This is a genomic window from Vibrio sp. OY15 (assembly GCF_000742455.1).
In the GTDB taxonomy this organism is placed as follows: domain Bacteria; phylum Pseudomonadota; class Gammaproteobacteria; order Enterobacterales; family Vibrionaceae; genus Vibrio; species Vibrio alginolyticus.
Window position 1 is genome coordinate 43,462 of record NZ_JPIL01000003.1, and the last position, 21,464, is coordinate 64,925.

Genomic DNA, 21,464 nt, shown 5'->3' on the forward strand with positions numbered 1-21,464 from the left:
CGTTAGGACGTCGTATTTAATGGAAAACATTCAAACCCTCACTCAACTGTTGAACAACAGCCACTGTGATTATCAAATCTTCGATCTTGGTCGCCGTATCAAAACCATCGCTAAGAAAGAGTTTACCGATGTAGAAAAAGGTCAAGCACCTTACCCATTTCCAATGCAGCGTAAAGCACACCTTGCCATCGCTTATTGGAATGAACAAAAGCAACCTTGGATTTGGTTTCTAAAGTTTGAATTGGACGAGCGCGGTTTGTTAAAGCAAGCGGATATCGGCAATTTCATTAAATACGTCGTGGAGGCTATGGGAACACGCCTCAATGATGATATCACTGAAGAGCAACAACAAAAGCTGTCTAACAACCCATACACTTTCAAACCTTCCGAAGATAAAATGGCCGTGTTTCATAGCCAGGTCCGCGCAAACCTCAATCTTCCTACCAGCCAATATTACGAGCATACCCAGCATTACTTCTCTGGAGGTTTAGGCTGGGATAATTGGCAAACTGTAGGTCTGCAAGGTATCACAGACATAGCCGCTCGCCTGGACAAAGAGCAAAACGGGGTAATGATACGCAAAGCGTTGAACCACCTACCAAATGAGCCACTTTATGCACTATTAGGTGCGCTTGAGCATGTAGAGCTTCAAGAGCGTTTAGCAGAACGTATCGCGGAAAAGGCACAGCAAGAAATCGCAAGTAGCGAACCTGATCTCTTCCTACTTTCAGCACTTATCCGAGCCCTTGCTGGTGCACCAACAGAAGTCGCCTCTCCAGTATTAGATGCGATATTGCATAGCCCTCGTTTAAGCCATCAGGAGGTATTGATTGGTGTGGCGGGTCGCGCTTGGCACTTACTCGCCAATGAAAAGGTAGCAGAACAGTTTTTGCTGCGTTTAGCTCAAACCGGTAATCAAGCCCTATTTAATCAGTTATTTGCCGATTTAGTGATGCTGCCAGAGTTAAGAATGGTGTTATTGCCTTTGCTGCATTCAAACCCATCAGAGGAACTAGCAAATGCGCTAGTAAGCTTACAACAAGCAACAAAAAGCTAAGAAAGGTTCAGGAATGATTGGTGATCTTTTAGCAATTTTAGGGCTCTGCTTTTTCTGTTACCTGTTTTGGCAACAGCGTCGCCAAGCCGAACTCGCAAAAGCGGCCATCACGCGTAAATGTGAGCAATTGGATCTCCAATTAATCAGCATCGCCTTTGGTGCCCATAAACTAAAAACGCCAGACGGAGTCTGGCGTTGGCATACGGTGTATCAATTTGAGTTTTCATCTCTTGGTGACGATTGCTACCAAGGAGAGTTAACCATGGTCGGTTTCAGGCCGCAGAACTTTCACCTACCACCGCATCGCTTGTAAATTCCATTTCAAAGTAAGGACCATATAGATCCTTACTTTCTTTTGTTTTAACAAATCCCAGCTTTTTCAGTACCGCCATAGAAGCCTGATGATTGCTATTCACGTTAGCTTTCACCTTATTCAAGCCCAACTCACGGCACGCTTTGGGGAAAAATGCTTTTAGTGCTTCTGTTGCTAACCCTTTACCCCAATATGATTTATCAAACATAAACCCTAATTCAGGTTCGGAATCGAGATTAGCAATAAACACGTGCCCCATATAGTCACGACTGGTGCTCTCGAGCACTGCCATACTATAAATGTTCTCATCATCCAGTATTTTCTCAAACATCTGTTTGGCAGACGCAACTGTATACGGACCATTCAATTCAGCACGGTTTTTCGCACAGCAATTCAGCATGACGAATTCTAGTTGCAACGACTCATTGTAGGGTAGAAGAAGCATTCTTCTGGTTACTATGGCCACATCTGTTCCTTGATTACAACAAACTTAATCTATCCGCAGATCACAAACTCGATGAGCTGAACATGCTCAATGATTGCGGGCATAACACCTTGTAGAGAAGCCGAAAGTTAAACCAACTGGTTGGAAAGGATATTGATCTGAGTTGTTTTTTATTAAGTGTTATTAGGAATTTATATATTTTGTGATATTGATATCCCCAAGTAACATCGAGATGTTTAATTCAATGAGAGCACTGGATATCGTTTTTATATAAGAAAGACCCCGACACATAAGTATCGGGGTCATGGTCTTACTCGCAGCAGTCCGGCTACTAAAAGTGCTCCATGCATCATCCATAATAGTGGCTGATTCCGTCAGCTTATTCCTTACGTCGCCGTCCTAGCGGTGTCCTTATCATCCTGACTGCTAACATTCCTCGTTAGCACACGTCACTTGTTCCTTGAGCGGTGTCCCTTGCATCTTCCTGATGCTGTCCATAACCTCAATCCTAGAGGGGTCCATTGTCTATCCTTAGTCATCAACATCCTATTGATGATCGTATCCTTACAATGTCCTACGCTCCATGCTTGATTAATCATCCTGACCAACCAAATCGTCTTCCTGACGATAACCAAATCCTTGGTACTTTCCTGTTCCATGTCTGCTTCCTGCTGACAACTCTCAATTTACGCCTTTTCCAAAAATAGACAATCTATCCAAGATAAATATTTGGCCCCCACATTGGTTAACAAGTTGTTAAATCATTATTTATCATAAACTTAAGCTCTTTATCTTCTCTTTTTCCGCTTACGATATCGTTTTCTCTCACAACCTATGTAAGAGATCTCTCACACTACACTCTCCAAAATGCCATTCGCCAAATTAGCGCACTCAACGTATGATGATAGATATATCGTTGTTAAGGATTAAAAATGTTAACTCAAGACGTTACTAAAGAATTAGAAGCGGCAATGGAACAGTTGCAACAACAAGGAAAAGAGCCAACCGTAGCGTTAGTGAAAGCACGATTGAAAACGCCAGTTCCAATGCCAGCGTTAATCACCGCAATAAAAAGTTGGAAGAGTGCTCAACGCGTACCCAAGGTTGAAATCGCAGCACAGCACCACACCGATAATGATCGTCTTGAAGCCCTAGAACACACCGTAAAAATGCTAGCCATTCGTATTGAAGAGTTAGAAGCGAAACTCAGTGAGAAATCATCATGAAGTTATGGGTAGATGCAGACGCGTGTCCGAAAGTTATTCGCGAAACCATTGTGCGTGCCGCCGAGCGTACGGGGATTGAATGTACGTTTGTCGCTAACCACGTTGTCCCTGTGCCGAAAAGAGACAACATCCACTCGCTACAAGTCCCTGCGGGATTTGACATCGCAGACAACGAAATCGTCAAGCGTGTAGAAGCCAACGATTTGGTGATCACGTCAGATATTCCGCTTGCAGATGAGGTTATCTCTAAAGGCGCTCAAGCCCTCAGTTCTCGTGGCGAGCTCTATACAAAAGACACCATCAAAGCTCGCCTAAATATCCGCGACTTTATGGAAACCATGCGTTCAAGCGGAATTCAGACTGGTGGGCCCGCCGCGCTTTCTCAAACCGATCGACGCGAATTTGCAAACCATTTGGATCGTATTTTGGCGAAATTTAAGAAGTAACCCTCACTCTATTCAAATTGAGCCAGCAAATAAAAGCCTGGCTCATTCCTGAAAATTCATTCTCAGCATTGCACCCAAAGCGTGCTCTTACTCCCATTTGTTTTGTTCTGTTTATTTTTCATCTCGCTCGCCATAGCTTCAATATGCAACGTGGTTTATTTTGAACGACGTTTTTAATAAGTGTATAGAGAATAATGGGCTTTAACATCGTTTCCAGTGGAAGCTACCTGCCAACGAATCAATGGTCTGATCGAGAGATGGATCACTTCCTAAAATTAGCGCCAGGGACCTGCCGAAATAAATTCGACGTTGAATATCGTCATGTAGCCAATACAAAAGAGACCGCTATTTACATGGCGGTGCAGGCAATAGAGCAGTGTTTAGGAAACACACATACCTTAAGCTCCGTTGATCTCCTTATCTACGCTAGCGGCACACACCACCAGTCTCTACCCTACGACGCCTCAGCGGTTCTCGCCGCGTTAGACGCTCCAACATGGCTAGAAAGCTTTGATTTGAACAGCACTTGTTTATCCTTTCTCTCTGCGCTTGATCTTGCTCAGAGTCTATTCTTAGCAAAACGGTACCGTCGGATTCTTGTTGTCACCAGCGAACTCGCCACTGGCATCACACTGAATCGAAATTTTACGCTCAAACCAGAAGTTGCAACGCTATTCGCAGACGGTGCCGCCGCATTTTTGCTCGAAGAACGCAACGATGATGGATTGCTCACCAGTCACTTTGAAACGCATCATACCGGGTATTCATTTTGTCAAATTAAGGGCGGAGGTAGTCATATCAATCCGCATACCTCCGAGCATCAAGCCTATTTAAAAAGTTGCCAGTTTGAGATGGAGGGCAAAGCACTCTTTAAACATGTGCGTAACGCCTTACCAGCGTTTCTAAAAAAAGGGTTTGACGCCTCTCCGGTAACACTCGGCGATATTGATTATTTTCTTCCTCATCAAGCCAGCGCGCATGGATTAAAAAAACTGCCTTCACTCACCGGGCTACCAACAGAGAAAACCGTTAATCACTTTTCGACTTTGGGAAACCAAGTCGCCGCCTCACTCCCAATTAACTTACACTGGCTGCGTAATCAGCCAGAAACCGCAGGAAAACATGTGTTATTAGCTGGCACCGCCGCAGGGTTGTCACTAGGGATGGGAGTGCTAAAACTATGAAGATATTGGTCACTGGTGGCAGCGGGATGTTGGGTAGCGCAATTCTGAGAATGTTTCACCAGCAGCATGAACTGCATTTTACAGCACGAAATACAGTCATCGCTAAACAACTCGCCGAGCAATTCGATGTTATCCCACATATAGTCGATTTAAGAGACCACTCAGCAGTTCATGCGGTATGCCAAGGTATGGATGCAATCATCCATTGTGCCGCTCTCTCAAGCCCATGGGGAAAGTGGCAGGCGTTTTATCAAGCCAATGTAGATGCCACCAAAAACCTCGTCAATGCGGCTAATACGCATCAAATCTCGCGTTTTATCCATATTTCGTCCACCAGCGTCTACTTTGACCATCAAGACCGTTGGAATATTCGAGAAACCGACGCCATAGCTTCATACTGGTGTAATGATTACGCACACACAAAATATCTATCAGAAATTGAAGCCGTAAAAGGCCAAAGCAAAGCGATCATTTTAAGACCGCGTGGCATTTTTGGACCCAATGATCGCGCGATTATCCCAAGAGTGCTTAAGGCGATAAAAAACAACACTCTGCTTCTGCCATCGGGTAGAAATCCTGTGGTTGATCTGACCTATGTCGACAACGTTGCCCATGCAGCGATGCTCGCTTGCACTCAGGCAGACCGACTTCAGCATGGTGATGTGTTCAACATTTCCAACAACGAACCAATGCCAATTGAGACTGTTCTGCAAGCTTTATGTGAGGGGTTAAACCTAAAAGTAACGTTACAATCATTACCATACGGTGTGGTATCACCATTATTAAAGCTCAGTGAGCAAATACGAAGGCACTTACCACATCAGCCAGAACCAAGGCTCACCTCATACAGCGCAGGATTGTTTAACTATCATCAAACTCTGGATATCAGCAAGGCGAAACAAACACTGAATTACCAACCGCTTTTTTCAATTCAAGAAGGAATACAGCAGTATGCAAACTGGTCTAAAAATAAAAATCTTTGAGGCTGGACACTGCGTACACCCAGGCTTTGTTGTCAAACCAGGTTCTGGTATCAAGCCTAGAGCATTTCCGGCAGCCGTTGCGTTAATTCAGCACCCAACGCAAGGCAACATCCTGTTCGACACGGGATATCACGAGCATTTTTTTAGCGCGACTCGTCCCTTCCCTGAACGTTTTTATGCTTGGACAACACCTTGTCGCTATAAAAAAGAACACGGAATTGTTGCGCAGTTAGCAAAAGAAAGTCTCAAACCTCATGATATTGAACACTTAGTGCTCTCCCACTTCCATGCTGATCACATTGCTGCCGTGTCTGAGTTTTCCCACTCTCAATTGCATTGCCAACAAAAAGGGGTAGATGCAATTACTAAAAGTGGTCGAATTGGAGGCGTAAGAAAAGGATACCTAAAAGCTCTACTTCCTCCACAGCTTGAACCTAACTTATTCATTCATAGTGATTTTTCTGTACCAATCAGCCAAATTCTTCCTCAGTGCCAAGGTGTTAATTTGCTCTGTAAAGACATGTTCGACGACGGATTCATTTATATGGTTAGCTTGCCAGGCCATGCAGCTGGCCAAGTGGGCTTGCTGGTTAAAAGAGACCAAGGTTGGCTATTCTTACTCGCCGATGCATGCTGGTTAATCGAGAGCTTGAGTGAAAATATTGATCAGCATTGGCTGGCGAACATGCTTTGCGATGACACAAATGCCTATAAAAACACCCTCTCCGAATTGAGAAGTTGCTACCAACAAACCCACCACTTTGTTCGCTTCGTGCCTTCACATTGTCAGGAAACTATCCGGCAGCTAATCAAAGAAGGGTGGATGAAGTGATAACGCTTATCTCAGAATTCTGGCGAACCCGCTACCGCCCCTTCGGCTCAAGGGAACAAGTCGAAACATGGCAGCAACAACACTTAACGCAACACTTGGATTGGGTATGCCGTCATTCACCGTATTACCGCTCACTTCAAGGTGCACCACTCAGTGATTTCCCTATCATGAATAAGCAAACCATGATGGAGAACCTCTCGGAGTTGAATACGAAAGGCTTAGATGCTGAACAGCTAATGCAACAAGCACTCGACGCAGAACAGTCACGCAACTTCGCCGCTTCGAAAGTTGGCGATGTTACTGTTGGGCTTTCTTCGGGCACATCAGGCATGCGCGGGTTGTTTCTTGCTGACAAACAGGAAACACAACTATGGGCTGGCAATATATTGGCTCGCCTGTTGCCCAACCTATGGCAAAAACACCGAATTGCTCTAGCCTTGCGCGCCAACAGCCCACTGTATAAATCCGTCGCGAAAGGGCCTGTAACATTTTTTTATGCCGATTTAACCAAACCTTACCAAGAATGGATAAAAGAGCTGGATGAGTTCCAACCCACGCTTTTGGTTGGTAGTGCGCAAGCTCTTCAGCTCTGCGCCCAGTTCAGCGGTCAATTTGGTCAACCCGCAATTCAACCACAGCGGATCATTTCTGGTGCAGAAGTCCTAACCGAGAGTGACCGTCACTTTATTTCTCAACGGTTCGACAGCGAACTCCATGAAGTCTATCAATGTACTGAAGGTTTTCTTGCATGTACGGATCAGCATGGACAAATGCGCTGGAATCAAGATGTTGTTTACATCGAAAAACATTGGCTGAATACCGAACGTACTCATTACAGCCCAATCATTACCGATTTTCGTCGTAAAACTCAGCCAATTATTCGTTATCAGCTCGACGATATTATTGAGAATAAACAGGATAATGGCGTATTTGAACCTCTTGGCGCAATTGCCGGACGATGTGGTGATCGCCTCACGCTAAACGCAAACCACGTCCCAGTGACGGTGTTACCAGATCTCATCTACCGCGCTATAACACTATCCGCCCAAAGTCGCGTGGATTACCGAATCACCCAAACAGGGTCACAAACCATTCAAATTGAAGCGGATGTTCACCACCATCGGGTTATACATCAAGCCTTGATAAAGTTGTTTGACCAATTGCGGCTTGATCCTGTCAGATTTAGTTACCGCCCTGCGCCTATTTGGACGCCAATGAATAAACAACGACGTGTGGTGAACATATGCGGGTCTTAATCACCGGAGCCCGATCACCAGTTGCACTAGAGTGGGCAACCATGTGTATGCATCATGGACATGACGTAACTCTCACCGATTCGCTAAAAAAACCTCTAGGATCGTTTTTGCGAGGCATCGAGTCTTATATCCCCACCGCTTCGCCTCGATTTGCGTTTCCCACCTATCAACAACAGATCCTAAAAATCATTACTCAGATGCGTATTGATATAGTGATACCCACTTGTGAAGAAGTGTATTACTTGGCTCATGTTGCCAAACAATGCCCAGAAGTAGATTTTTTTCTGCCCAATGTGGGACTACTCAATGCCCTGCACAACAAGTTGACCGTCTTTGAACAGCTTCAAAGTTTGCCAGAAATCACACTTCCAAAAACTCGTTTGGTCGCTGATAAAAGTGAGATTGAAATTAATAAGAGAACCGTTCTAAAGCCCGTTTACTCTCGGTTTGGCGGGCAAGTCATAAGAGATGTGACGACTCAGTCTATTTCTGCCGCCACGATATCGCCCCTTTACCCTTGGGTTCAGCAACAAAAAATCCATGGGACTCCGGTGTGTAACTATGCCATTTTTGAACATGGTGACCTTAAAGCACACCAAGCTTATGTGCCGAAATACTGTGTAAACGGCTCGGCCGCCAGTGCTTTTCAGCCGATCTCGTGCGAACGACTAGATACATTTATCGCAGCTTTTGGTAAACGTCATACTTATCATGGGCAAGTGTCGTTTGACTTCATCAAATCACAAGATGAACTCTACGTGATTGAATGTAACCCAAGAGCCACCAGTGGTTTGCACCTACTCTCGTCTCGATGCAACCAACTGCTTCCTAATATGGAGTTTACCAGTCCTTCCAAGCAGCGATTGCATCATTTAGGTCCAATAACACTCATCGCTGAAGGCGGGTTATCCCTGTTCAAGGCTCGAACTTGGCAAGATTGGTGGTCTGGAGTGAATGTGATGCAACAGCATAACTTACCGGTCGGGAGCCAAATCCGGAGTATGTTTGAATTACTCCGGTTAGCTAGGCAGAACAAGACGAAGTGGAGCGACGCTTCTACCGTTGATATTGAGTGGAATGGAGAGGCATTGAACTCATGACACTTTCCTCTCAAGAATGGCATCAAACCTTTATCACTCTTATGCAGTCAAATCCTATTGATGAATGCACAGCAAGCTTTGGTTGCTACTATATCGATGATGTTGCCATTCCTTACTCCGTAACACCACAAATACCAAACAACTGTTATGCAGTCTCCCCTATGACACTGCTTAGTGGCTACGCCGAAGAAGAGCTTCACAAAGTCAAAAATGTGGCTGTTCGATGGGTATGTAAGTTACTTATTAATATGACTAAACCAATCTTATCATTGGCTGGATTGGATCAAGTCCAAACGCTCAACAATCAGTGCTTGTCCACCAATATGTATAGCGAACAATGGGCAGCCTTAAATCTCGATGAACTGCGTCGCGTCGCACTCGATCAATACCCCACCTTTCCCTTGGTGCTTCGCTCCCTCAACCAGCGTCAGCATTCACACTTAATTCAGCGATTGAAGCAGCCAAAATGGCAAAGCTTGGTAACACGACAAGTGTATTTACTTGATGATTGGCAAGCGTTCAGCTTCAACCGAGATTTAACGAAAGACTTCAAACTGCTTAATGATAAAGATTGGCAGTTTAGGCCACTGACCACTGATGAAGAGTTTCAGCGTGCCAAAGAGTTATATGACATGCTTTACCTTGATAAATACAGCCTCAATAACATCCAGTTTTCAACCCAATATTTAAAACAGGCGAGCCAGAACAAATTAGTAAAGTTAGTGGGACTGTTTTATCAAGAAGAGATGCTGGCTACGTTAGGCATTGTAGAAATTGATAATGATATGACTTGCCCAATTTTTGGCTACGATACCAATAAGCCACAACGCCTCGCATTGTATCGTCGAATATCGGCCTATACCATCCGCCACGCAATGATATTCCAGCGTCGTTTTAATATGAGCTCAGGTGCTCCGGCTTTTAAACGCAACAGAAAAGCCCGGCCAGAAATTGAATTTAGCTATGTTTATATTGCGCACTTACCTTGGTACAAACGCATAATTTGGAAAAGCTTATGCTGGCTCACTCAGCACTTTTATCGCCCTTTGTTGATGCGTTTTCAGCTATAAACCGACATCTATAATCAGGTAAGCCTGCGTACACAGTCTCAATCGATAAAAAAGCCTGCGACGTTCGCAGGCTTTTTATAATGGAGCTGTGTGAGGTAACCGTTTTCTACGGTGTGTAGTATGTTGCTGCGCCAGGGCCTACTGGTAAACCAAATACGAATACCCATAGGTAGAAGAGCACACTCCAACCTACTATGAAGCAGATTGAGTAAGGTAGCATGGTCGCGATCAGCGTACCGATACCTAAGTTCTTCATGTAACGAGTCGCTACGGCAAGAATCAGACCAAAGTAGCTCATCATTGGAGTAATGATGTTTGTCGTCGAGTCACCAATTCGGTAAGCAGCCTGAATCGTTTCCGGTGCATAACCAACAAGCATCAACATAGGAACAAAAATCGGAGCCGTTACTGCCCACTGTGCCGATGCCGAACCAATCATTAGGTTGATAAAGCCACACATCAGGATGAAGGCAAAGAACAACATTGGACCAGTTAAGCCAATTTCTTGCAGGAAGCTAGCGCCAGCAACCGCGAATACCTGACCGAAGTTAGTCCATTTAAAGAAAGCAACGAACTGAGCCGCAAAGAAAACTAATACAATGTACATGCCCATAGAAGACATAGATTTCGCCATTGCATCAATTACATCGCGATCCGTCTTCATCGTGCCAACAACTTTACCAAACACAAAGCCTGGAATAGCAAAGAACACAAAGATGAATGCCACGATACTTTTCAGGAATGGTGAACCTGCAATTGTACCTGCATCAGAACGTAGAATGCCGTCTTCTGGAACAACCGTCCAAGCAAGCAGCGCTGAAACAACCAGTACAGCAACACCTGCTAGTTTTAGGCCTTTCTTCTCAATGTCTGTTAAGCCACCCATTTTGTCGTTCGACAAATCTTCTGAAGCTTCTTCTTCACTGTATTTGCCAAGCTTTGGCTCAACAATTTTTTCAGTAACAAACGCACCTGTGATTGCAATGAAGAATGTCGACACAAACATGAAGTACCAGTTAACTTCTGGACCAACAGTGTAAGTTGGGTCGATCATTTGCGCCGCCGTTTCAGTAATGCCTGACAACAGCGGGTCAACCGTACCAATAAGTAGGTTTGCTGAGTAACCACCAGATACACCAGCGAACGCCGCAGCAAGACCGGCAAGTGGGTGACGACCTAAAGAATGGAACAGCATTGCAGCCAGTGGAATAAGTACCACATAGCCAAGCTCTGATGCCGTATTTGAAATGATACCCGCGAAAACGACCGTCACTGTTACCATGCGTTGAGATGCACCCATTACTAAGCCACGCATTGCTGCAGATAGCAAGCCTGAGTATTCAGCAATAGCAACACCCAACATCGCAACCAATACCGTACCCAAAGGTGCAAAGCCGACAAAGTTTTTCACTAGATTGGTAACGATTAGTTCAAGGCCATCAGCGTTAAGCAAGCTAACGACATGAATCATGCCATCCGCGGCACGACCTTTTGCACCCTCAGGACGAGGATCAACTACGGAAACTTCGAAGTATCCTGCAATACCCGACATCACCAGAATGGCTAAACAGAAAATGGCAAATAGTGTGATCGGGTGGGGTAATAAGTTCCCCAAATATTCGACAGTATCCAAAAAGCGCGTAAACAGCGGCTTCTTAGGCGAGTTTTGTTTAATTGAATCAGATGAACTCATCTGTTCCCTCCTTGTTTTTATTCCTATGCAAATGTGACAAAAATGTCAAAAAGCGTGCGAAGGGTACTTGAGTAGAAGGTCAAATAAAAGCCCTAAATGTTACAAACTGTGACAAACAGAGGCATTTATAACCAACATTGAATAAAAATGTAGATATTTCATCCATGTAAGATAATTAACTCAACATTATCAATTAAACAAAACCATAAGTTAGATATATGCAGGTTGATTACTTTTGCACAGCTTTGAATCTCGGGTTCGTTTTACAAATGACATAAAGACGCCCTCTCCGTTTTACAATCTGGCAATCCGGATGACGACTTTTTGCACTTTTTAATGATTTTACTACCTTCATGATTTATTCCTTTTCGCTCTTAAATTGACCAAAACGACGGTTGAAGTTCGCAATGCGACCTTCGGTTTGTACAACGCGCTGTTTACCGGTGTAGTACGGGTGAGAAGCTGACGACACATCTAACGTAAAGTAAGGGTAAGTTTTGCCATCTTTCCATTCTATGGTTCTCTCCGTTTTCAACGTAGAACCAACGACAAAGTACTTATCTACACTGGTGTCGTGGAACACCACAGGACGATATTCAGGGTGGATTCCTGGTTTCATAATACTTTTCCTTTTAATTTAATTGTTATGTTATAACATTTTAATTAATAATCATTATCAACAAGAAAAGCAAGAGAAATTTGTGATACTTTTCATCTCAATGAATTCTTAAAGATGTCCACCATGTATTCCATCGAACCCATCGGCGTCATTGAGACACCGTACAAAGAAAAGTTTGCAGTTCCGCGCCAACCACGCTTAGTACCAGAGGCTAAAGCACGCGTAAAACTGTTAGGTGCAGCAAATAGCCCTGAAGCAGTGCGTGGGCTAGAACAGTTCTCTCACGTTTGGTTGTTGTTTCTATTTGATCAGAATCTGGAAGCTGGTTGGAAACCAACTGTACGTCCGCCACGATTAGGCGGCAATGAACGAATTGGTGTCTTTGCCTCGCGCTCGACTTTCCGTCCAAACGGAATCGGAATGTCAGCCGTTGAAGTGAAAGGAGTCACTAAGCAAGGCGATCAAATCTATCTTGATTTAGGCAGTGTAGATCTCGTGGATGGGACACCGATTGTGGATATTAAGCCTTATATTCCCTATTCGGATTCTATTTCGGAAGCACAAGGCGGATACGCAGACCAAGAACCAGAAAAGTCACAAGTCACCTTTTCTGCTCAAGCATTAGCAACGATAGAAAATCGACCCGATACTGACTATGTAAGATCAGTCATTGAACAAGTTCTGGCACAAGATCCTCGCCCTGCATATAAGAAAAACAAGCCGGACGACAAAGAATATGCGGTAAATTTGTTCGACTTGAACGTAAAGTTCACAGCAACAAGCAACTTAATAACGGTTACCGCTATTGAAAGCTTTTGACAAACGCAATTGGCTGATATTATAGACGGCTAACAAATTTCCCTTTAGGGAACTCCCATACTCCTGCTTATTCAAGCTTGAGTATCTAACTTAAATAAACGGATAAATTTAATGCGTACCAGTAATTATCTTCTTTCTACTCTGAAGGAGACTCCAAACGACGCAGAAGTAGTGAGCCACCAGCTCATGCTACGTGCAGGTATGATCCGTAAGCTGGCTTCAGGTTTATACACCTGGCTACCTACTGGTCTACGTGTACTGCGTAAAGTCGAAAACATCGTTCGTCAAGAAATCGACAATGCAGGCGCAGTCGAAACTTTGATGCCCGTTGTTCAGCCGTTTGAACTATGGGAAGAGACAGGCCGCAGCGAAAAGATGGGTCCTGAGCTACTTCGCTTTACTGACCGTCATGTTCGTCCGTTTGTACTTAGCCCAACCGCTGAAGAAGTGATCACTAGCCTTGTTCGCAATGAAGTGAGCTCTTACAAACAGCTTCCGCTAAACCTGTACCAAATCCAAACCAAATTCCGTGACGAACGTCGTCCACGCTTCGGTGTAATGCGTTCACGTGAATTCTCAATGATGGATGCGTACAGCTTTGACCTTGATAAAGACGGCCTACAAAAGTCATACGACGCAATGCACGATGCTTACTGTAAAGCATTCGATCGCATGGGTCTGGATTACCGTCCTGTACTTGCAGATAGCGGTGCTATCGGTGGTAGCGGCTCTCAAGAGTTCCACGTACTGGCTGAAAGCGGCGAAGATATCATCGCATTTTCTAGCGAGTCAGATTACGCGGCAAACATTGAAAAAGCAGAAGCACTAGCTCCAGCCTCTGAGGCTGCGGCACCAACACAAGAAATGACGTTGGTTGATACGCCAAACGCGAAAACAATCGCTGAATTGGTTGAGCAGTTCGAACTACCAATTGAAAAAACAGTGAAAACACTGTTTGTGAAAGCATCTGACGAAGTTGATGCGCCAATCATCGCGCTTATTATTCGTGGTGATCATGAACTGAACGAAGTGAAAGCAGAAAACCTTCCTCAGGTTGCAGCTCCACTGGAAATGGCACCTGAAGAAGAAATTCGTGCGCTTATCGGTGCAGGCCCAGGGTCACTTGGCCCTGTTGGCCTTAAACTGCCGTTCATTGTTGACCGCAGCGTTGCGGTAATGAGCGACTTCGGTGCGGGCGCGAACATCGATGGCAAACACTACTTCGGTATTAACTGGGGTCGTGATGTAGAGCTTGGCCAAGTTGAAGACCTACGTAACGTTGTGGAAGGTGACCCAAGCCCATGTGGCAAGGGCATTATCCAGCTTAAGCGTGGTATCGAAGTTGGCCATATCTTCCAACTAGGTAACGCTTACTCCGCAGCGATGAACTGTGGTGTACTGGGTCCTGATGGTAAGAACGTCATCCTAGAAATGGGTTGTTACGGTATCGGTATCACTCGCGTAGTAGCGGCTGCTATTGAACAAAACCACGACAAATACGGCATCATCTGGCCAGATGCAATCGCACCATTCCAGGTAGCGATCGTTCCAATGAACATGCACAAGTCAGAAGAAGTGAAAGAAGCCGCTGAGAAATTGTACGCTGAGCTAACAGCAATGGGCATCGAAGTGCTATTTGACGACCGTAAAGAACGCCCAGGCGTAATGTTCTCTGACATGGAGCTTATTGGTGTACCGCATACCATTATTATCGGTGACCGCTCAATGAAAGAAGGCAACTTCGAATACAAGAACCGTGCTACTGGTGAGAAAACAGCAGTCGCAATGACTGACATTGTTGAGCACGTAAAAGCTCAACTAAAGTAAGCACTAGACGAGTTCGCATTTGAAGTAGTTTCAAATAGTTAAAAAGGGTTGGCTTCGGTCAGCCCTTTTTATTACAGCTCAACATCCTCCCTCCACCTTTTTCGAACTATTCACTTTGTTAATCTTTGGTTCAGCTTCTTGCTATTAAACTGATTTCATCATCTAAAGGAGGTCAGTTATGGATTTAAAAAGTCTTCTAAACCAAGCACTCAAATCAGACTTACTTAAGCAAGGTGCAGATGCATTGGGCAAACAAACCAACAACATCAAATCCTCATCAAATTCAAGTAGTCTAAAAACGCTAGGAGCAGGTGCTGTAGGCGGAGGCCTCATCGGTATGCTGATGGGCTCAAAGAAAAGTAAAAAAATGACTAAAAAAATAGGGTCAAACGCATTAAAAGTCGGTGGCGCAGCTGCGCTTGGAGCCTTGGCCTACAAAGTGTATAACGACTGGCAAGCCAAGCAATCCGGTCAAGGTGTTCAAGAAACCTTTGACCCCGATGACAGTAAACACAGTGTCTTAATTTTAAAAGCAATGATTGGATCTGCAAAAGCTGATGGTCACGTTGATGAAGAGGAAATGGCGCGCATTGAACAAGCTCTCGCGGATATGGGCGCAGATGAGCACGTTCGTCACCTCGTTCAGCAAGAGTTAAACAAACCGCTTGATCCTGCTGAAATTGCTAATCAGGCGACCTCTCCTCAACAAGCGTCAGAAATTTACCTAGCGTCTTTGATCGTCGCTGATGAACAAAACTTTATGGAAAAAGCGTATCTGCAAGAACTAGCAAAACAACTTCAACTTTCACCAGAAGTCACTCAGAAGTTAGAAGCACAAATGCAGTGATTAAATCTCGCTCAAGCAAACCTTCAACTTGAGCCAAAACAACTCTGTACTTTGAGTTTCAAATCCGCTGTGTGTATATTGAGATAAGTTATCATTTAGTGGAAAGAAAACATGCAAGTATACGGCTGTTGTGAACTGGTTCGTGAGCTTTATGCTCAGATTGGTAGTGGCGATCAAGCTTATATTCCCCAAGCAATTTCATGTGCAGTTAAAGCACTGAACGATGTTGCAGCGGATGAATCGCTACCAAAAGAAGTGCGTGAAAAAGCGGCATTTGCTGCGGCAAACCTACTGATTTCAGATTTTGAGGATAAGTCATGAATCTAACGAACTTTGAATCCATGGACCCTGTCATGCTGATGAGCATTGTGAATATGAAGCTACGCGATGACTTCGGAGGTGATCTGGACAAACTGGTGGCTTTCTTCGATATCGAGCGCACAGCACTGGAGACAAAACTGGCTTCTGCTGGTTTTGACTTTCTTCCAGAAGCAGGACAATTCCGTTAATCCACACCATGCTTGGCGGATAACCGAAACGAGAATAACCAATATGAAAAAGGGCTTGATGAGTTACCATCAAGCCCTTTTCTTTTATTCGATAGGCGTCTCGGTTAGCCAAATGAAGCCCAGATGACTGTCGCCACAAGAATTGGACATACAAACTTCACATACGCAGGCCATAACTTACCAAACCAACCTTGCGTAAACTCCGGGCAACCTTGCTCAAGCTCTTTGATTTTTGAGTTGCGATTCCATACCCAACCACCAAATAAGCAGAATAAGAGCGCAGCGGTTGGTTGTAGATACTGAGTAGCAACCGTCGCGACCATACCAAACAGAGCGCCAAAGTTATAAACAATCACCACACTGAACAAGGCAATGAGACCACCTAAAACCCAGCTCGTTGCGCTGCGCTTAGTATTGAAGCGCTCACTCACTAAAGCCACTGGACACTCTAACATTGAAATGGAGGACGTTAGCGCCGCAATCGTCAGCAATAAGAAGAACACAATAGAGAACAATTGACCAAGCAAACCTAAGCTATCAAACATCAATGGCAATACGGTAAATACCAACGTATCAGAGCTTAATAGAGAGCCATCTTCTGCATAGATCTGAACGCCTTTTTGCATTGCCACAAACATCGCTGGCATCACCACTAATCCTGCAATGAAAGCAACGGCAGTATCTACCATGGTCACGTTCATCGCCATCTTTGGTAGGTTCTCTTTCTTACTCAAGTAAGAGCCATAAATCAGCATTGAACAGCCACCGATCGTAAGCGAGAAGAAGCCCTGTCCCATTGCAGCAAGAATCAACTTGCGGTCCCATACCTTTTCAAAATCCGGCACTAGGTAATGTTTCAGACCTTCCATCGCACCGTTTTGCGTCATGATGTAAGCAAATAGCAGAGCAAACAGAACAAACAATGCTGGCATCAAACGTGTGGACCACTTCTCAATACCTTGTTTTACGCCACCTTGTACGATGAGAATCGTCAGTACATAAAAAGTAATGGTTCCGAACAAGTTACGTTCAACACTAAAGCCCTTTAGCCATTGAGTTGCAGCTTCTAACCCCATTAGATCTGTGATTGCACCCAGTAAAAAGCAGATCAACCAACCACCAACAATTGAATAAAACGCTAAGACAGCGCTTGGTACGCTTAAACCAATCCAACCCACAATGCCGCCGAGTTTTTTACCGGTAGGGTTATCTGTGATTGCACGCATACTGTCTACAGGGTTGGCTTGACCATGGCGACCAATCGCCATTTCAACCACCAGCATCGGAAATGCGACGATAAGAATCATCACCAAATAAACTAACAGGAAAGCACCGCCACCATTACTGGCTGCTTGAGTTGGGAAGCCCCAAATATTGCCAAGGCCAACTGCGGCACCTGCGGCAGCTAAGATGAACCCGAGACGAGAGCCAAAATGCTCGCGAGGCTGAGAAGAGGTTTGCTGTGTCATACTACTCACACAAAAATATCATTGAACTAGCTAACTAGTACACTATAGCAATATTCACTATTCAACAAGAGCACCTCGGTTAAATCCTCGACAGTTGAAACAATTTGTAGTCATTCAGCTTGTAAATTTTAACGTACATCTCATATTCATCGCTCAAAAGCCTCGCGACTGTTGTTCGTTTTACGTGGCTGAATTTTACCAATCCTTCTGCCGTGAAGTGAGCCGAAAAATAATGAGCTCTGGTGTAAGGGACGAACTGTTCCTCGTGATACTGTGTCGAAAAGCAGAATATTGTGCTTCGCTTTTTCCCCCTAATGTCTATTTATCAGCTAGTTATTACTCTGTTCTCATTTATACCCATGATTCAAGGAGAGGAAAATGAAGGTCACCCTACTTCACGGAGCGATGGTTGTAGCACTCAGCGCCAGCTACCAAGCTCAAGCCTATAACTGTCAAAGTTTACCCGACTGGGACAGCACTGCGACTTATACATCGGGCGCTTTAGTAAAAACGCAAGGAGCCGCTTATGAGGCTGCATATTGGACGCAAGGCAATGATCCCGTGACCAACTCAGGATCTTGGGAAGCATGGAAAGCGTTAGGGCAATGTGATGGTGGAAGCAACAATTTATCACCAACGGTGTCGTTCTCCTCTCCAATAAACAACGCACAAATTCCCGAAGGCAGTGCGATCACTTTGTTAGCCAACGCAACTGACGAAGATGGCCAAATCACACAAATTGAGTTTGTTGCAGGCAACCAAACCGTTGCTGTGGTAACTCAAGCACCATTCGAAGCTTCTTGGACAGCTATTGAAGGGATCTCGCAATTGACCGCAATTGCGACAGATAATGAGGGAGCTGTTAGCACCACGACGATTTCTATCCAAGTTCAACCACAAGTCGAATTACCGCCACCAAGCATTTCATTGACAAGCCCAGTAGGCACAGAAGTGCTTAATGTAGGCGATAACCTAACCGTAGCCGCTCAAGCTGACGATATTGATGGTGTGGTCACACAAGTTGAGTTCTTCGTAAACAATCAATCTGTCGCCATTGATACTAGCGCACCTTACGAATATCAATGGACCGCTAGTCCAGGTACATACTCGTTCAAAGCACAAGCGACTGATGATACAAACCTCGCAACGATGAGCCAAGAAGTAGCGCTGGTTATTAGTAATTCAGAAACCGGAACGGGCGGATGTGCAGATGCAGTACCTTATGTGGCAGGCACAAGTTATCAAGCTGGCGACCTGATTTCTCACTTCAACCAAAAATATCGTTGTGATGTTGCTGGTTGGTGCTCCTCGGATGCGACATGGGCTTACGAGCCTGGTGAAGGGCTATACTGGCAAGATGCTTGGAGTGGCCTAGGTGCTTGTTCGACACCACCGCAAGTTACCATTACGGCACCAACGGATGGACAAGTCGTGCTCGCTGGCAGCAATAACGAAATCACGGCAAACGCAAGCGATGCTGATGGCACAGTCACGCAAGTTGAGTTTTTTGCGAACAACACCAGCTTAGGGGTCACCACTCAAGCGCCATATTCCGTTACTTGGAACGCCACACTTATTGGCGCTAACCAGCTTAAAGCCGTCGCAACCGATAATGATAACAACACGTCAGAGTCCCTGGTTGGTGTGGAAGTCAGCGATAAAGATTTGGTCGTCTCTCTGACTTCACCAAGCAGCGGTCAAACCGTCGGATTAGGCAAAAGTCTCGCATTAAGCGCCGATGCAACGTCTTTAACTTCAGGCATTAAACACGTTGATTTCATGATCAACGGCTCTATTGTTGCAACCGATACCACAGCACCTTACACAGCCAACTGGACACCAACTGCACTTGGTAACTTTACAGTTAGCGCCCAAGCTGTGGATTTGTCAGGAAGCAATGCACTGTCTGACGCCGCAGCAATAACGGTGGTTGAGCAAGTAGAGAAACGCCATAACCTCATCGGTTACTGGCACAATTTTGTAAATGGTGCGGGCTGTCCAATTCGTCTAGCAGATATGGCAGATGCTTGGGATGTGATTGATATTGCCTTTGCTGAAAATGATCGCAACAGTGATGGCACTGTGCACTTTAATCTATATTCAGGCGATATTTACAGCGATTGTCCAGCACTCGATCCAACACAATTCAAGCAGGACATGGCAGCGCTTCAAGCTAAAGGTAAGAAGTTTGTTCTCTCTCTTGGCGGCGCAGAAGGCACGATTACGCTGAATACCGACCAAGATGAAGCCAACTTTGTCTCTAGCCTAACAGGTCTTATCGCTGAGTGGGGCTTTGATGGTCTAGATGTGGATTTAGAGAGTGGTTCTAACTTAGTTCATGGCTCGCAAATTCAAGCTCGCCTTGGTCGTGCTTTGCTTCAAATAGAGCAAAACATGGGTGGAGATATGTACCTAACCATGGCGCCTGAGCACCCTTATGTTCAAGGCGGCTATGTGGCTTACAGCGGTATTTGGGGAGCTTACATTCCTGTGATAAACGAGACACGCAGCACGCTCGACTTGCTTCACGTCCAGTTATATAACAACGGCGGTTTGCCAAACCCATACCTGCCAGGCAGTGCACCAGAAGGCTCTGTGGATATGATGGTAGCGCAATCTAAAATGCTTATCGAAGGTTTTGAGTTGGCCGACGGCACTCAATTTGCACCATTGCGCGATGATCAAGTCGCAATCGGTTTACCTTCAGGTCCTAGCTCGGCAAATTCAGGGCAGGCTCCAACACAGAATATTATCAACGCACTAGATTGTTTAACCAAAGGCACTTCATGTGGCACCGTAAAACCAGCGTACCATTACCCGAATTATGCAGGAGTAATGACATGGTCTATCAACTGGGATCAGCATGATGGCTTTAACTTCTCAAAACCTGTCGGCGATAAACTCACCGAGATGAATGCGCAATAAGCTATCAAAGAATAAGCGAGTAAAACGCAAAGAGAGCACAATAGTGCTCTCTTTCTTTATCTCATCGAGTTTTTGCTTTTTAATGAGTAATTAAATCGTAAATACTCGGTAATCTTTTAGCTCAGGGATTTTCTTCAACAGATCGTTTTCTTGCCCTGCCATGTCATCCAGCGAATCGCACAAGTCTTCTGCTTGTTGTTCTACCTCTTTTGAATGCTCGGCTAAACGCTCTTCTACTTTCGCGCTGAGTTCAGCCATACTCTCTGATAATGCAGTGAGGTTTATCCCTCCCTCTTCCTTCATTTTTTTCGATAAAGCATCCAACGAACTGGCTAAAAACTCTTTATTGAAGATCTCTTGTGCTTTTGCAAAGTCTTCAGTCCACCCTTGTGTCATAGACTCAAAACTCTCCGCAGGCAGGATGAAATCACCATCTTTGTAGTAACGTGATTCAACATCAGCGAAAAAGTCCTTTACTGCGACTTTTACATTATCAAACGCACCAGGTGCATCGAGGCTTTCCGCAACATCATCAATAATATCATTCGCAAGCGCTAAACCATCACTCGCCAATTGCTTTGCTTGTGGAATATACGCGTTCATTTTTTCGCGATAGTCTTCAATTGCCGCTTTTTGGTCGGCATTGAGTTCAATTAGCTCACCTTTGATGAAGAGGTTGTTATCCTCATCCACGACAGCTTTATCACCTGTCGTTTGGCGAATTTCCAAGCTTTGCCCATCCATACGGACTTCATTATTGATGTCCACACGACACTGCGCTGCATAACCAGTAGCACTGACCATCAGCAATGAGAGTGTAAAAAGCTTTTTCATGTCATTCTCT

General features: G+C 44.8%; 22 protein-coding genes. 16 read left to right on the forward strand and 6 right to left on the reverse strand.

Translation table 11 applies throughout. The features are described 5' to 3' along the window. Positions 1 to 19: 19 nt before the first annotated feature. Together IJ23_RS04165 and IJ23_RS04170 are read left to right on the forward strand one after the other, a co-directional pair. Complete coding sequence (locus tag IJ23_RS04165; protein ID WP_033905517.1) at positions 20 to 1,057, forward strand: DUF3549 family protein; 1,038 nt, start codon at positions 20 to 22, stop codon at positions 1,055 to 1,057. 13 nt (positions 1,058 to 1,070) lie between these two features. Continuing rightward, positions 1,071 to 1,370, forward strand: a complete 300-nt coding sequence (locus IJ23_RS04170; RefSeq protein WP_005380315.1) for a DUF3301 domain-containing protein — start codon at positions 1,071 to 1,073, stop codon at positions 1,368 to 1,370. On the opposite strand, the gene IJ23_RS04175 is transcribed toward IJ23_RS04170, so the two are convergent. After that, positions 1,330 to 1,815, reverse strand: a complete 486-nt coding sequence (locus IJ23_RS04175) for a GNAT family N-acetyltransferase (RefSeq protein WP_081886393.1) — start codon at positions 1,813 to 1,815, stop codon at positions 1,330 to 1,332. The genes IJ23_RS04170 and IJ23_RS04175 overlap by 41 nt on opposite strands. Positions 1,816 to 2,747: 932 nt before the next feature. Between IJ23_RS04175 and IJ23_RS04185 the strand changes: the two genes are divergently transcribed. From IJ23_RS04185 to IJ23_RS04220, 8 genes are all read left to right on the forward strand, one after another. Further along, the gene (locus IJ23_RS04185; protein ID WP_033905520.1) at positions 2,748 to 3,041 is read left to right on the forward strand and encodes a hypothetical protein; all 294 of its coding nucleotides are present in this window, start codon (positions 2,748 to 2,750) and stop codon (positions 3,039 to 3,041) included. Then, positions 3,038 to 3,487, forward strand: coding sequence for a YaiI/YqxD family protein (locus IJ23_RS04190; RefSeq protein WP_005380310.1), 450 nt, complete (start codon positions 3,038 to 3,040; stop codon positions 3,485 to 3,487). Before IJ23_RS04185 ends, IJ23_RS04190 begins: the two co-directional genes overlap by 4 nt. A gap of 194 nt (positions 3,488 to 3,681) precedes the next feature. After that, positions 3,682 to 4,671, forward strand: coding sequence for a ketoacyl-ACP synthase III (locus IJ23_RS04195; protein ID WP_200877248.1), 990 nt, complete (start codon positions 3,682 to 3,684; stop codon positions 4,669 to 4,671). Beyond that, positions 4,668 to 5,654 (forward strand): NAD-dependent epimerase/dehydratase family protein, encoded by a 987-nt coding sequence (locus IJ23_RS04200; protein WP_033905521.1) that lies wholly within the window; start codon positions 4,668 to 4,670, stop codon positions 5,652 to 5,654. Before IJ23_RS04195 ends, IJ23_RS04200 begins: the two co-directional genes overlap by 4 nt. After that, complete coding sequence (locus IJ23_RS04205; protein ID WP_033905523.1) at positions 5,623 to 6,486, forward strand: MBL fold metallo-hydrolase; 864 nt, start codon at positions 5,623 to 5,625, stop codon at positions 6,484 to 6,486. Before IJ23_RS04200 ends, IJ23_RS04205 begins: the two co-directional genes overlap by 32 nt. After that, entirely contained in the window at positions 6,474 to 7,742 is a 1,269-nt protein-coding gene (locus IJ23_RS04210) for a F390 synthetase-related protein (RefSeq protein WP_443083025.1), read from the forward strand. The genes IJ23_RS04205 and IJ23_RS04210 overlap by 13 nt, the downstream gene beginning before the upstream one ends. Next, the gene (locus IJ23_RS04215) at positions 7,730 to 8,842 is read left to right on the forward strand and encodes an ATP-grasp domain-containing protein (protein ID WP_033905524.1); all 1,113 of its coding nucleotides are present in this window, start codon (positions 7,730 to 7,732) and stop codon (positions 8,840 to 8,842) included. Before IJ23_RS04210 ends, IJ23_RS04215 begins: the two co-directional genes overlap by 13 nt. Then, positions 8,839 to 9,912, forward strand: a complete 1,074-nt coding sequence (locus IJ23_RS04220; protein ID WP_033905525.1) for a hypothetical protein — start codon at positions 8,839 to 8,841, stop codon at positions 9,910 to 9,912. Before IJ23_RS04215 ends, IJ23_RS04220 begins: the two co-directional genes overlap by 4 nt. Positions 9,913 to 10,018: 106 nt before the next feature. On the opposite strand, the gene IJ23_RS04225 is transcribed toward IJ23_RS04220, so the two are convergent. From IJ23_RS04225 to IJ23_RS04230, 3 genes are all read right to left on the reverse strand, one after another. Beyond that, complete coding sequence (locus tag IJ23_RS04225) at positions 10,019 to 11,605, reverse strand: AbgT family transporter (protein ID WP_005380301.1); 1,587 nt, start codon at positions 11,603 to 11,605, stop codon at positions 10,019 to 10,021. Between the two features lie 229 nt (positions 11,606 to 11,834). Continuing rightward, positions 11,835 to 11,960 (reverse strand): type B 50S ribosomal protein L36, encoded by a 126-nt coding sequence (gene ykgO / locus IJ23_RS23960; protein WP_005380299.1) that lies wholly within the window; start codon positions 11,958 to 11,960, stop codon positions 11,835 to 11,837. A gap of 3 nt (positions 11,961 to 11,963) precedes the next feature. After that, a complete protein-coding gene (locus IJ23_RS04230; protein WP_005380295.1) occupies positions 11,964 to 12,224 on the reverse strand; it encodes a type B 50S ribosomal protein L31 in 261 nt (86 codons plus the stop codon). A gap of 123 nt (positions 12,225 to 12,347) precedes the next feature. On the opposite strand from IJ23_RS04230, the gene tsaA reads away from it, so the two are divergent. From tsaA to IJ23_RS04255, 5 genes are all read left to right on the forward strand, one after another. Beyond that, positions 12,348 to 13,043: a tRNA (N6-threonylcarbamoyladenosine(37)-N6)-methyltransferase TrmO gene (gene tsaA / locus IJ23_RS04235; protein ID WP_025768239.1), complete on the forward strand. Its 696-nt coding sequence runs from the start codon at positions 12,348 to 12,350 to the stop codon at positions 13,041 to 13,043. A 111-nt stretch (positions 13,044 to 13,154) separates the two neighbouring features. Further along, positions 13,155 to 14,870, forward strand: coding sequence for a proline--tRNA ligase (locus IJ23_RS04240; protein ID WP_033905527.1), 1,716 nt, complete (start codon positions 13,155 to 13,157; stop codon positions 14,868 to 14,870). Between the two features lie 178 nt (positions 14,871 to 15,048). Beyond that, positions 15,049 to 15,717 carry a tellurite resistance TerB family protein gene (locus IJ23_RS04245; RefSeq protein WP_033905528.1) on the forward strand — a complete coding sequence of 223 codons (669 nt, stop codon included), beginning with the start codon at positions 15,049 to 15,051 and terminating at the stop codon, positions 15,715 to 15,717. Between the two features lie 111 nt (positions 15,718 to 15,828). Next, the gene (locus tag IJ23_RS04250; protein WP_033905529.1) at positions 15,829 to 16,038 is read left to right on the forward strand and encodes a YaeP family protein; all 210 of its coding nucleotides are present in this window, start codon (positions 15,829 to 15,831) and stop codon (positions 16,036 to 16,038) included. Continuing rightward, positions 16,035 to 16,226 (forward strand): DUF4250 domain-containing protein, encoded by a 192-nt coding sequence (locus IJ23_RS04255; RefSeq protein ID WP_033905530.1) that lies wholly within the window; start codon positions 16,035 to 16,037, stop codon positions 16,224 to 16,226. Before IJ23_RS04250 ends, IJ23_RS04255 begins: the two co-directional genes overlap by 4 nt. A gap of 104 nt (positions 16,227 to 16,330) precedes the next feature. Here IJ23_RS04255 and IJ23_RS04260 read toward each other — a convergent pair whose 3' ends face one another. Continuing rightward, a complete protein-coding gene (locus IJ23_RS04260; protein WP_033905531.1) occupies positions 16,331 to 17,695 on the reverse strand; it encodes a sodium-dependent transporter in 1,365 nt (454 codons plus the stop codon). A 378-nt stretch (positions 17,696 to 18,073) separates the two neighbouring features. On the opposite strand from IJ23_RS04260, the gene IJ23_RS04265 reads away from it, so the two are divergent. Then, positions 18,074 to 20,620: an Ig-like domain-containing protein gene (locus IJ23_RS04265; RefSeq protein WP_033905532.1), complete on the forward strand. Its 2,547-nt coding sequence runs from the start codon at positions 18,074 to 18,076 to the stop codon at positions 20,618 to 20,620. Between the two features lie 90 nt (positions 20,621 to 20,710). Here the strand turns inward: IJ23_RS04265 and IJ23_RS04270 are convergent, their stop codons facing one another. Then, positions 20,711 to 21,454 (reverse strand): YggN family protein, encoded by a 744-nt coding sequence (locus tag IJ23_RS04270; protein ID WP_005380283.1) that lies wholly within the window; start codon positions 21,452 to 21,454, stop codon positions 20,711 to 20,713. Positions 21,455 to 21,464: the final 10 nt, after the last annotated feature.

What these genes read in the sequence shown, in the direction of transcription:
- IJ23_RS04165 (WP_033905517.1), top strand. Translation starts at nt 20, where the DNA reads ATGGAAAACATTCAAACCCTCACTCAACTGTTGAACAACAGCCACTGT.
- IJ23_RS04170 (WP_005380315.1), top strand. Translation starts at nt 1,071, where the DNA reads ATGATTGGTGATCTTTTAGCAATTTTAGGGCTCTGCTTTTTCTGTTAC.
- IJ23_RS04175 (WP_081886393.1), bottom strand. Translation starts at nt 1,815, where the DNA reads ATGCTTCTTCTACCCTACAATGAGTCGTTGCAACTAGAATTCGTCATG.
- IJ23_RS04185 (WP_033905520.1), top strand. Translation starts at nt 2,748, where the DNA reads ATGTTAACTCAAGACGTTACTAAAGAATTAGAAGCGGCAATGGAACAG.
- IJ23_RS04190 (WP_005380310.1), top strand. Translation starts at nt 3,038, where the DNA reads ATGAAGTTATGGGTAGATGCAGACGCGTGTCCGAAAGTTATTCGCGAA.
- IJ23_RS04195 (WP_200877248.1), top strand. Translation starts at nt 3,682, where the DNA reads ATGGGCTTTAACATCGTTTCCAGTGGAAGCTACCTGCCAACGAATCAA.
- IJ23_RS04200 (WP_033905521.1), top strand. Translation starts at nt 4,668, where the DNA reads ATGAAGATATTGGTCACTGGTGGCAGCGGGATGTTGGGTAGCGCAATT.
- IJ23_RS04205 (WP_033905523.1), top strand. Translation starts at nt 5,623, where the DNA reads ATGCAAACTGGTCTAAAAATAAAAATCTTTGAGGCTGGACACTGCGTA.
- IJ23_RS04215 (WP_033905524.1), top strand. Translation starts at nt 7,730, where the DNA reads ATGCGGGTCTTAATCACCGGAGCCCGATCACCAGTTGCACTAGAGTGG.
- IJ23_RS04220 (WP_033905525.1), top strand. Translation starts at nt 8,839, where the DNA reads ATGACACTTTCCTCTCAAGAATGGCATCAAACCTTTATCACTCTTATG.
- IJ23_RS04225 (WP_005380301.1), bottom strand. Translation starts at nt 11,605, where the DNA reads ATGAGTTCATCTGATTCAATTAAACAAAACTCGCCTAAGAAGCCGCTG.
- ykgO (WP_005380299.1), bottom strand. Translation starts at nt 11,960, where the DNA reads ATGAAGGTAGTAAAATCATTAAAAAGTGCAAAAAGTCGTCATCCGGAT.
- IJ23_RS04230 (WP_005380295.1), bottom strand. Translation starts at nt 12,224, where the DNA reads ATGAAACCAGGAATCCACCCTGAATATCGTCCTGTGGTGTTCCACGAC.
- tsaA (WP_025768239.1), top strand. Translation starts at nt 12,348, where the DNA reads ATGTATTCCATCGAACCCATCGGCGTCATTGAGACACCGTACAAAGAA.
- IJ23_RS04240 (WP_033905527.1), top strand. Translation starts at nt 13,155, where the DNA reads ATGCGTACCAGTAATTATCTTCTTTCTACTCTGAAGGAGACTCCAAAC.
- IJ23_RS04245 (WP_033905528.1), top strand. Translation starts at nt 15,049, where the DNA reads ATGGATTTAAAAAGTCTTCTAAACCAAGCACTCAAATCAGACTTACTT.
- IJ23_RS04250 (WP_033905529.1), top strand. Translation starts at nt 15,829, where the DNA reads ATGCAAGTATACGGCTGTTGTGAACTGGTTCGTGAGCTTTATGCTCAG.
- IJ23_RS04255 (WP_033905530.1), top strand. Translation starts at nt 16,035, where the DNA reads ATGAATCTAACGAACTTTGAATCCATGGACCCTGTCATGCTGATGAGC.
- IJ23_RS04260 (WP_033905531.1), bottom strand. Translation starts at nt 17,695, where the DNA reads ATGACACAGCAAACCTCTTCTCAGCCTCGCGAGCATTTTGGCTCTCGT.
- IJ23_RS04265 (WP_033905532.1), top strand. Translation starts at nt 18,074, where the DNA reads ATGAAGGTCACCCTACTTCACGGAGCGATGGTTGTAGCACTCAGCGCC.
- IJ23_RS04270 (WP_005380283.1), bottom strand. Translation starts at nt 21,454, where the DNA reads ATGAAAAAGCTTTTTACACTCTCATTGCTGATGGTCAGTGCTACTGGT.